At 38.5% G+C, this 10,267-nt stretch carries 10 protein-coding genes; 1 reads left to right on the top strand and 9 read right to left on the bottom strand.

The genetic code is table 11. The features are described from left to right. Positions 1–38 precede the first annotated feature (38 nt). The 7 genes from B5G52_RS20045 to B5G52_RS20015 all read right to left on the bottom strand — a co-directional run bounded on the left by B5G52_RS20045 (position 39) and on the right by B5G52_RS20015 (position 7,584). A complete protein-coding gene (locus B5G52_RS20045) occupies positions 39–506 on the bottom strand; it encodes a transposase (protein WP_087534399.1) in 468 nt (155 codons plus the stop codon). 256 nt (positions 507–762) lie between these two features. Next, complete coding sequence (gene yacG, locus B5G52_RS20040; RefSeq protein WP_087534398.1) at positions 763–993, bottom strand: DNA gyrase inhibitor YacG; 231 nt, start codon at positions 991–993, stop codon at positions 763–765. A gap of 265 nt (positions 994–1,258) precedes the next feature. Further along, complete coding sequence (gene pilB / locus B5G52_RS20035) at positions 1,259–2,938, bottom strand: type IV-A pilus assembly ATPase PilB (RefSeq protein WP_087534397.1); 1,680 nt, start codon at positions 2,936–2,938, stop codon at positions 1,259–1,261. A 121-nt stretch (positions 2,939–3,059) separates the two neighbouring features. After that, entirely contained in the window at positions 3,060–3,698 is a 639-nt protein-coding gene (gene coaE, locus B5G52_RS20030; RefSeq protein ID WP_087534396.1) for a dephospho-CoA kinase, read from the bottom strand. Position 3,699: 1 nt separating this feature from the next. Continuing rightward, positions 3,700–4,605 (bottom strand): A24 family peptidase, encoded by a 906-nt coding sequence (locus B5G52_RS20025; protein ID WP_087534395.1) that lies wholly within the window; start codon positions 4,603–4,605, stop codon positions 3,700–3,702. A 223-nt stretch (positions 4,606–4,828) separates the two neighbouring features. Then, entirely contained in the window at positions 4,829–6,055 is a 1,227-nt protein-coding gene (locus B5G52_RS20020) for a type II secretion system F family protein (RefSeq protein WP_087534394.1), read from the bottom strand. Further along, the gene (locus B5G52_RS20015; protein WP_176372596.1) at positions 6,055–7,584 is read right to left on the bottom strand and encodes a sulfatase-like hydrolase/transferase; all 1,530 of its coding nucleotides are present in this window, start codon (positions 7,582–7,584) and stop codon (positions 6,055–6,057) included. Before B5G52_RS20015 ends, B5G52_RS20020 begins: the two co-directional genes overlap by 1 nt. A 121-nt stretch (positions 7,585–7,705) precedes the next feature. On the opposite strand from B5G52_RS20015, the gene B5G52_RS22115 reads away from it, so the two are divergent. Beyond that, positions 7,706–8,002, top strand: a complete 297-nt coding sequence (locus B5G52_RS22115) for a hypothetical protein (protein WP_176372595.1) — start codon at positions 7,706–7,708, stop codon at positions 8,000–8,002. Between the two features lie 34 nt (positions 8,003–8,036). On the opposite strand, the gene B5G52_RS20010 is transcribed toward B5G52_RS22115, so the two are convergent. Both B5G52_RS20010 and nadC read right to left on the bottom strand, forming a co-directional pair. Then, complete coding sequence (locus tag B5G52_RS20010) at positions 8,037–8,474, bottom strand: pilin (RefSeq protein WP_217896198.1); 438 nt, start codon at positions 8,472–8,474, stop codon at positions 8,037–8,039. Positions 8,475–8,966: 492 nt separating this feature from the next. After that, positions 8,967–9,812 carry a carboxylating nicotinate-nucleotide diphosphorylase gene (gene nadC / locus B5G52_RS20005; RefSeq protein ID WP_087534392.1) on the bottom strand — a complete coding sequence of 282 codons (846 nt, stop codon included), beginning with the start codon at positions 9,810–9,812 and terminating at the stop codon, positions 8,967–8,969. Positions 9,813–10,267: the final 455 nt, after the last annotated feature.

The following is a 10,267-nucleotide window of genomic DNA, read 5'->3' as shown; positions in this document are numbered from 1 at the left end:
GGCTTCAGCCGTGATTGTTTTTAAGGTTGTGGTATGTGTTAATCATATTCATATGAATTCAAATAGATACAATCCCAATGAGGGTAATTGCCTAAATTATTAACAATGCCGGCTCTTATTGGGTTAGCAGCGATATATCTTGCTTGATGCAATAAGTGCTCTTCATCTCTAATTAATGAATCGTAGAAACCAGTTTGCCAAATTTTTTCTTTCTTATCTTTGTGTAAAAGAAATGATGTACGTCCTTTTACTTTAGCTATCACTGAAGACAATGGTTGTTGTGTTTTAAGCTGAAATAACCAGTGCATATGATCTGGCATTATTACGAAACAGATTGTTTGTGTTAAACCATTTGAATCTGAATGTTTTAATGAGCTTATTAAAGTTCGTGCACTATAAAAATCTTCAAATAATTTAGTTCGTAGGTGCGTGCATGTAGTGACAGAGTAATAATTGTTAATACATGATTGGCGGTGCTGGCGTAATTTGTAAGAATGAGGTTTCATTTTAATCCATTAAATATAAAACGATTTAATGAAGTGTAGATTAAATTAGAGACAGTGCTAAACCTCGATTCATAAATTTATTACGGTTAAAGCCAACCGGCGCTAAAGCGCTCCTACAGGGTATGGAGTGTGATTTGTCTTGTGGGAACAGGCTTCAGCCGTGATTGTGTTTAATGTTTGGGGTATGTGCAAAAGCCAACCGGCGCTAAAGCGCTCTCCTACGGGGTGTGGGGTTTGGAGTGTGATTATTGGGTGTTTATTTAAAGAAATCGTCGTCGTTTTTGGCGAGCATTTCTTCAATATCTTCAATCATATCTTGGCTTAAGTCTTCAGCAGATGTAATTGGTGCTGAGATCTTATTATTCTCAAATGACCATTCACCTAAATCAATTAATTGACAGCGTTTTGAACAAAATGGGCGGTGAGGGCTTTGCTCAGACCATTCAACTTTAGTTTTACAAGTAGGGCAGTTTACAACTGTTGGCATAATATATTCTCATGAATAAAGTATTGAGGCTTATTTTACAAAGAGAAGTGGATGAGTGTAAATGATAAGGCATAAATAAAAGAAAATACTTATTTGCACAAAGAGAAATGAATGAGGGTAAATGAGAAAGGTTGCTGTCAATACATAGTATCTTTACCATCGTAGGAGAGCGCTTTAGCGCCGATTGGCTTTAACATATAACCTCAAACCCAAAATCACGGCTAAAGCCTGTTCCTACAAGAGCTAAGGCACCTAGAATCTTATTTTAAAAACTTGTCACTCGGTTTATTTCAGCAAGTGATGTTACTCCATCAGCTGCTTTTTTGAGGCCGGATAAACGTAAATTATTAAACCCAGATCTTAACGACACTTCTGCAATTTCTAGGGAGTTACCGCCACGCATAATGATTTGTGCGATTTCAGGCGTGATTTGCATGACTTCGTATATACCAACGCGCCCTTTATAGCCTTCGGTGCAGCTATCACAGCCTTTAGGTGCAAATAAAGTTAACTCACTTATTTGCTGCTCGTTAAACCCTTGGCGCTTTAGTTCTTCAGCTGGGAGTGTTTCGGGGGTTTTACATTTAGGGCATAAACGACGTGCTAGGCGCTGTGCGATAATTAAAGTTATTGAGCTTGCCACGTTATACGCAGGTACGCCCATATTTAATAAGCGGGTTAAGGTTTCTGGTGCTGAGTTGGTATGCAGTGTAGACATAACCAAGTGACCTGTTTGCGCCGCTTTTATTGATATCTCGGCGGTTTCAAGGTCACGGATCTCACCGACCATAACCACATCGGGATCTTGACGTAAGAATGCTTTAAGTGCATTGGCAAATGTCATGTCTGCTTTTGGGTTTATTTGTACTTGGTTAATACCTTCAAGGTTGATCTCAACCGGATCCTCGGCGGTACTAATATTACGTTCCGGCTGATTAAGAATATTTAAGCCGGTATAAAGTGATACTGTTTTACCTGAGCCTGTAGGACCGGTAACCAAAATCATCCCTTGTGGTTGCTCTAGTGCGTCCATATAGAGCTTTTTCTGCTCGGGTTCATAACCTAGCACATCGATGCCGAGCATGGCACTAGATGAATCTAGGATACGCATTACGATTTTTTCACCCCATAAAGTAGGCAGGGTACTTACACGAAAGTCGATGCTTTTACGTTCGGTAATTTTTAACTTAATACGGCCATCTTGTGGCTTACGTTTTTCAGCAATATCTAAGCGCGCCATTACTTTAATACGTGCAGATAACCGCGTAGCTAAGCTATTAGGTGGGCTTGCCATTTCGTGCAAAATACCATCAATACGAAAACGTACACGGTACTTATGCTCATACGGTTCAAAGTGTAAATCTGATGCGCCTTTTTTTATGGCGTCCATTAAAATTTTATTAATGTAGACAATGATCGGTGCGTCGTCTTTTTCGTCTTCGCCTGTGTTTTGTTGATCTTTAGAGCTGTCAGTATCTAAATCGGCAAACTCTTTAAACTCGTCATCACTTAAGTTCAAACTACCAGACGCATCGAGTAATTGTTCAATTTTATTATCTAGTTGCTGATAATCAGCAACAACGACTTCACACGAAAGCCCTGTACTAAACTCAAAGTTTTCAAAGGCACCATAGTCTGTAGGATCAGAGGCGGCAATATAAAGTTTTCGGCCTTTTTTAACTAAAGGTAGAATATGGTGTTGCCTGATGAGTTTTTCTTTAACTAGTTCCTTAGGGATTAACTCAACATTAAAATCACGTAAGTCAAAATAAGGCACACGAAATAAATCAATACATTGCTCAGCTAGCTCGTGACCGTTAATCCCACTGCACTTAGCGATAAGCTCAGCGGTAGAGCTAAATTCACGTTGTTTTAATTTAACTGTTTCGGCGTCAACACGACCAAGAGTGATAAATTTTCGTAATAATGGTGAATTAATGTTCATTGCGCACCCGGTAAGATCCTTTCATGTTAACAATTTATCAGAAAAAAGAAGGGTATAACATTAGTCTTATTGATTTAGCTTAATTTGCAAACAAAAAGGTGAAAAGTTTTTTATTTTCTCATCATTTAGCGTTTACTTTTGCTTGTTTAGCTAAGGCTAAATAACGATAGTGCAATTTTTGCAACTGAATTTCTACTAGGTCCAAGCAGCGATTGTTATCAATAATATCATCTGCTTTTTCTAGTTTATCTTGGCGCGACATTTGTGCTGCAATAATACTTTTAGTCTGCAGCTCTGTTACACCGTCGCGCTTTGTAGTGCGGGCAAGCTGCACTTCTTCTGGTACATCTACTACAAGTGTACGCTGGCAATATTGATCTAAATTGTTTTCAAACAATAATGGGGCAACTAATATAACGTATTCGCTGGTGGCATTAGCTAAATCGGTGAGTAGCTTTTCTCGAATCAAAGGGTGGAGTAAATTATTCAGCCAGGTTTTTTGTTCGTTATCTGCAAAAATAATTTCGCGTAGGTGACTGCGATTTAAAGAGCCATCGGGGTTTAAAACATTAGTACCAAAGTGTGCTGTTATAGCATTTAAACCTTCGCTTTGTGGCGCTACGACTTGGCGAGCAACTATATCGGCATCAACAACCGCTATATTTAGCTTTTCAAACATTTCACTTACGGCGCTTTTGCCTGAACCAATACCGCCTGTTAACCCTAACACCCAGTTATTAATTTTGTGTTTTTGGGCCATATTAGTAACCTAAAGAATTAAAATATAGGCTTTGAATTTGCTCACCCCAAAGCAAGGTAACCCATCCGGCGATGGCTAAGTAGGGGCCAAAAGGGATTGGTGTGGCTTTATCTTTGCCTTGAATGCTCAATAGCGCGATGCCAATCACTGCACCTACTACGCTTGAAAGCAAAACAATAGTTAACAGCGCCTGCCAACCAAGTAGGGCACCAAATACGGCGAGTAATTTAAAATCGCCATAACCCATACCTTCTTTACCGGTTACCAGTTTAAACAACCAAAATACGCTCCATAAGCTTAAGTAGCCACATGCGGCACCAATTATTGCATCAGTTGGTGTGATCTCCGTCACCCCAAATACAGAGGCTATTAAAGCAAGCCAAACTAGAGGTAGGGTGAGTTGATCTGGCAGCAACATATGATCAATATCGATAAAAGTCAGGGCAATCAACGCCCAGGTTACGAATACGTAAAGCAAGGCGATATCTGTTGCGCCAAAAGTGGCGGCGACAATTAGGCTCAATATAGCTGTGAGCATTTCAACAATGGGGTAACGAATTGATATCGGGGTGTTACAACTTGCGCAGCGGCCTTTTAATAACAGCCAACTAATAACAGGGATATTCTGCCAAGGCTTGATGGCTGTTTTACAATTAGGGCAAGTGGAGTTGGGTTTAATAAGATTAAAAACCTCAGCTTTTGACTTTGCTTGCTCAGTTGGTTTTAGCTCATCAGCAAGTAAAATTCGACACTCACTATGCCATTCACGTTTCATCATTTCAGGTATGCGATAAATCACCACATTTAAAAAACTACCAACACATAAGCTAACAAGGCCTATGGTTAATAAGTAAAACCATAGTTGGTTTTGCATTACTGTAATTATATCAAGAAAAAAATCGTGCATTACATACCTAAAAAATTAAGTTAAAAACCATTTTCACAAAGAGAAGTGAGTGAGAGCAAATGAGGAAAAGCCAAAACACCTAGCACTTGTGGGAGAGCGCTTTAGCGCCGATTGGCCTAAACATATATTCCAAACCTAAAAACAATCATGGCTAAAGCCTGTTCCCACAAAGCGAAGGCACCTAGCACCTTCCAACTCTTTGTGAATAAATATATTACAGCTATTATATAACCGAACCAAGCTGGAATATGGGTAAATACATGGCGATGATCAAACCACCAACCAGTACACCAAGTACAGCCATAATTAAAGGTTCTAACAGGCTTGATAAACCGTCTACTGCATCATCCACTTCTTGCTCATAAATAGTGGCTACTTTTGCAAGCATGCCATCAAGTGAGCCAGACTCTTCACCTATGGCGACCATTTGCACTACCATATCGGGGAATATTTTTGAATTTCTCATTGCCCAGTTCATTTGGTTACCAGAGCTAACCTCTGCTTTGATATCTAATATCGCATAGCGATAAACTGCATTACCTGAGGCACCAGCCGCAGAATCAAGCGCATCAACTAGTGGTACACCGGCAGCAAAGGTGGTCGATAAAGTACGCGCATAACGTGCGACAGCTGCTTTATTTAAAATCATACCAATTACCGGCAGTTTTAAAATCGCTCTATCGTTTGCATCCCGTAGCTTTTTACTTTTAAGCAGAGCTTCCTTATAGGCGTAGCCAAAGCCTACAATGGCAATTAGCATTATCCACCAATATTCTTGCATAAATTCAGATATACCAATGACCATTAAGGTAAATGCGGGCAATTCTGCACCAAAACCAGCGAAAATATCTTGGAATTGCGGTACTACAAAAATCAGTAGGATAGAGGTAACGATTAAGGCGACTACTAAAACTGCGATGGGGTAGAACATGGCCTTTTTAATTTTTGATTTTAACGCTTCGGATTTTTCTTTATAAAGCGCGACACGGTCAAATATTTTATCCAACGCCCCCGATTGCTCACCAGAGGCAACTAAATCACAATATAAATCATCAAAATAACGCGGGTGTTGACGAAGTGCGTTTGATAACGTACCACCGGCTTTTACTTCATCGCCAATGGTTTCCATGAGTTTAGCTACGCTCTTATTAGTAGAGCCTGTACCTATCATATCTATAGCTTGAATGAGTGGCACACCTGCCATCAACATAGTGGCAATTTGACGTGTAACGAGAGCTATATCTTTTGGCGTAATTTTTTGCATTCGCGTGCCAAATAACGGCTTGGCTTTACGCTTTACTTTGGAGGGAGTGATACCTTGCTTTCGGAGCTGGGCCTTTACTAACGCAATACTAGCACCAGTCATTTCGCCTTCAAGGCGTTTTCCTCGGGCACTTACGCCGATCCATTCGAAGGTATCAAGTCCTTTTTTATCTGGTTGTTTTGTCATTAACTAACTTCCAAAAAGTTTTTAGTATTCAAACAGGGTATAATATTGCTCTGTATGATTTCAGGTGCATATAACGTACATAATTTTGACAGTAAGAATTTTTTTAATTCATTATTATCAAATGAGTCATAGTTATAGAGTTTATAAGACTCTAGATTTGTTATGAAAATGGCATTGTCTAATTCTGGGTAAATCGATAGTTGCCATTTTCCATATATAACACCACGTTGTTTTTCTTTCATTATGGTTGGATAAAGTGATTCTTTCAAAACTAGTTGCCCTAAGGTGTTCATCTCAAATAAACTTGCATTCTTTGCTACAGTGCCAGATACATTAAGGTTTCCAGATTTGTCAAACATAGGTTTTAAGGAGCTTTCAACAGGTAGTAGCCTTTGTGATTTCACCTTAAAAACACTATCGCCATCAAAAGTTGTTGTAGGATTTAACCCTAGCATATCTAAAATAGTAGGCGCTACATCTGTTAGTGCGTAGTTTAAATTTGAATTTATACCCGTATGTGATACTTCGAAGCTCCCTTTAAACTCCTTGAAGCTTATTAGAACATTGAACTGAGGTTTCGAAACTATAGAAGTGCCATGTCCTGCGAGGTTAACTAAGTTGAAGTTGTTAGCTGGCATATCCTCCTCTCTAGCGAAGCTTTCTCCGTGATCTGTTAGTAAGAATAGGATGGAGTTTTCTAGAAGGCCATTAGCCTGTAAAAAAGAAATAAGGTCCTGAACTTGTGTGTCGACGTGTTTTACCGCTTCAAGGTATTTATCATATAAATCTTTATTGTTACTTTCGTTGTGACTGCTCTTATAAGGCCAGTGAGGCAGAGTAAAATGGGAAGATAGAAATATGGGGGTATTATCAATATCGATACTATTTTTTAACTTTTCATTGTATTTTTCTGGAGAGTAAGTTTGCCATGCTGCCCTATTATTATGTATTTGAGGCATAAAAAAGTTAAAGATAACTAAGTCTGATGTGATAACAAGTAAAGGAATATCTAGTAATTTAGAGAAAATAAATTCACCTACTGTTGCAGGTGGGCCGATGGTCGAATCAAAAAATAAACGATCATCTATATGGCTAAAGCGCCTTTCGTCTAGCGAAAAGTAATTAGTGTAGCCTGCCTGCTTCAAATAATAGGGAAGGCTCTTTTCCACATTTATTCTCTCAAAGTCAGTAAGGTTGAGTCTTGCTTTATTCGTAAGAGGGTAGTCGCCTGATAAAATACTCATCCACGAAGGAAATGTTCTGGCCACATGAGTATAGCTATTAGGCAGATATGTAGCACTTTTTATAAATTCAGAAATAAAAGGGGTATATTCTGTTTTAAGTAAGTTGGTGTTTAATGAATCTATACCTATTATGAATACGTTTTTATGGTTGAGCTGAGAATGATTTGAATAGCTTATGCTTATGGTTGGTATCAAATATGAGAGGATAAAAGGTGTGACAATTATTATAAAGTTTAATCGGTTTTTCTTTAACCAAAATGAAATAGTTAAAAAGAAAAATCCCATGAATATACAAGTATATAAAAAAAAAGGGGATTTCCATGCTTCGTGGCTATAAAATAGCTCGGGGTATAAGTAGCTGCTTACACCTAATAATGAGCAGACTGAAATAACCCAAGATGTAAATGTGCAAAATGGTAGAGAGAGGGTTTGCTTACTTATCACCTTCATGTTTGTTGAAATAATATGGTTTAATAATGCAAAAAAAGCGATGGATAATATAATGCCAATAGAAAATAGAGTAGTTTCTATGATAAACGATGAACTAGAAAATGCATCCTCTAGCTTATCTTTAATAGATGTACCTTTGAAATTAAAAGGTGAGATATTAATAAACCAAAGGTACAAAAATAGCAAAAATACAGTAAAAGAAATGAAAATATTTTTCAACATAACTCGAAAGCAAAAAGGAAGAAGAGGGTAACGCAGTATTGTGAATCAATACTGCGTTAAAAAAGTTAACGGCAGTTAGCTGGCAAGTATTTGTCGTCAACTGAGCCTGTATCACATGTCCATGTGATAGTGCCACCAGCAGAAGGAACTGAAGGCACTAGGATTAAAGTCGCATCATCGGTAACTTTACTGTTAAATGTTACTGTGATATCACCGCCAGTGCTAACTGCTACTGATTTTACAGCGTTACCAGTCATTGTTGTGCTTGTAGGTAAACCAGCATCTCCATTTGATGTTGGCATAGCCCCTTCAGATACGTAAAACTCAGTAACAGCTCCTTTGGCTGAGGCAGCAAGATTCATGCCTTCACTTACGTGAGCGCGCTTTGTATAATCTTGATAAGCAGGCAGTGCTACTGCTGCAAGAATACCGATGATTGCAACTACAATCATTAATTCAATTAGGGTAAAACCCTTTTGACTTTGTTGTGTCATTTTTTCCATGTTCCTCTCCTAAAGGATAGTGTGTATGTAAGCTAATCAGTTTATTAGTGATGGTTTGTGCCTTAGCTAATATAACTTGCTTATCTTACGGTTTTTTTAAAATCGTTCTAACTAATCTAAGTGTACCTAACCTTTGTGAAGGAAAAAGTAGGCTATTAGAATTACTTTAGCACTAAAATTACGTTTTGAAAGCTAATTTAACAGCATTTAGCGCCATTTTATGAACTTTCCTAGCCTAAAAACACAATTTAAGTTATCGCTACTTTTAACCTAATTGAAAGCAAACAAATGTAAAAAACAAAAAATAATTATTTAGGATTAGTGCTTTTAGGCTTTTTTAGTTCTCTTGGCTTATCTTAACATCATTTTTTATTAAATGGGGCTCTAAAATTAACACTTTGTAACAAAATAAGCCTTTTGGCTTATTTAAAGCTTTTTTGTACAAATTGTCAACGGATTAGGTAAATATTAAATTTGGAACTTTAAGAATAATTACTCAAATCGCATTGATAAGTCGATTGATTGTAAATTTTTTGTAAGCGCCCCGCTTGAAATAAAGTCTACCCCAGCTTGTGAGTAGGTTTTAAGTGTTTCTATGGTCATATTGCCCGACACCTCTAGTTTTGCCCGCTTATCGGTTAATTCGACTGCCTGTTTTATCTGCTCTGGAGTAAAGTTGTCTAGCATTATAATATCCGCACCGGCAACGATGGCTTGATCTAGCTCATTAAGTGATTCAACTTCTACTTCAACCGGTTTACTTGGGTGATTAAGCTTGGCTTGCGCAACCGCTTTATCAATACTACCACAGGCTGCTATGTGGTTTTCTTTTATTAAAAACGCATCAAACAACCCAATACGATGATTTGCCCCGCCACCACATTTTACTGCGTATTTTTGTAATGCACGTAAACCAGGAATTGTTTTACGGGTATCGAGTAATTGCGTTGTTGTGCCTGTTAGCTCTTTTACATAATGCGCAGTGGTTGTTGCTGTGCCTGATAGAGTTTGCACAAAGTTAAGTGCTGTACGCTCTGCTGTTAAAATAGCCCGTGCAGAACCCGTTGCAGTAAATAATGTATCGTTTGCTTTAACGCTATCACCATCATTTACTAGCACATTAACTAAAACGCTAGGATCTACTTGGTTGAATACTTCTAAAATAATGTCTTTGCCACAAAATACACAGTCTTCACGGGTAATTACTTTTGCATTGGCTTGTTGTGTTTGCGGAATTAAGGCTGCGGTTATATCGCCTTGCTCTGCGTTTTGGTGATCAAGGTCTTCATCAAGGGCAAGTTTAACTAGCTGGCTTAAAAGGCTGTGCGGAATTGACATTATAAAAGCTCATTATAATTAGGAAATTGGTAAAATTTTACTATGTTTGAAACTGAAAGTGAATGAGAACAAATAAATGCTCAGGGCGGGGGTTACGGGATTTGGTTACGAGCTGCGGGATTCGGGCTACTAGCTGCGCGGGCTTATTATCGTAGGAGTGCGCTTTAGCGCCGATTGGCTTTAACACATAACTCAAGCCCCATCACGGCTAAAGCCTGTTCCTACAAAGAAAAGCCACGGGTTTCGTGCAATGGGCTTCTGGCTATGAATACACCTAGTACCCAGTCACTCCCCCTAGAACCTAGAACCTAGCACCTAGCACCTTTTACCATCGTAGGAGAGCGCTTTAGCGCCGATTAGCTAAACACATATCCAAATCCAAACAATCACGGTTAAGGCCTGTTCCCACAAAAAGCAAGACATTTAGAACCTAGTTCCTTTCCCCTTGTAACTTT

The sequence above is a fragment of the Pseudoalteromonas sp. A601 genome (assembly GCF_002165575.1).
Lineage (GTDB): Bacteria > Pseudomonadota > Gammaproteobacteria > Enterobacterales > Alteromonadaceae > Pseudoalteromonas.
This window is presented reverse-complemented; position numbering and strand designations above follow the sequence as displayed.

What these genes read in the sequence shown, in the direction of transcription:
- B5G52_RS20045 (WP_087534399.1), bottom strand. Translation starts at nt 506, where the DNA reads ATGAAACCTCATTCTTACAAATTACGCCAGCACCGCCAATCATGTATT.
- yacG (WP_087534398.1), bottom strand. Translation starts at nt 993, where the DNA reads ATGCCAACAGTTGTAAACTGCCCTACTTGTAAAACTAAAGTTGAATGG.
- pilB (WP_087534397.1), bottom strand. Translation starts at nt 2,938, where the DNA reads ATGAACATTAATTCACCATTATTACGAAAATTTATCACTCTTGGTCGT.
- coaE (WP_087534396.1), bottom strand. Translation starts at nt 3,698, where the DNA reads ATGGCCCAAAAACACAAAATTAATAACTGGGTGTTAGGGTTAACAGGC.
- B5G52_RS20025 (WP_087534395.1), bottom strand. Translation starts at nt 4,605, where the DNA reads ATGCACGATTTTTTTCTTGATATAATTACAGTAATGCAAAACCAACTA.
- B5G52_RS20020 (WP_087534394.1), bottom strand. Translation starts at nt 6,055, where the DNA reads ATGACAAAACAACCAGATAAAAAAGGACTTGATACCTTCGAATGGATC.
- B5G52_RS20015 (WP_176372596.1), bottom strand. Translation starts at nt 7,584, where the DNA reads ATGGGATTTTTCTTTTTAACTATTTCATTTTGGTTAAAGAAAAACCGA.
- B5G52_RS20010 (WP_217896198.1), bottom strand. Translation starts at nt 8,474, where the DNA reads ATGGAAAAAATGACACAACAAAGTCAAAAGGGTTTTACCCTAATTGAA.
- nadC (WP_087534392.1), bottom strand. Translation starts at nt 9,812, where the DNA reads ATGTCAATTCCGCACAGCCTTTTAAGCCAGCTAGTTAAACTTGCCCTT.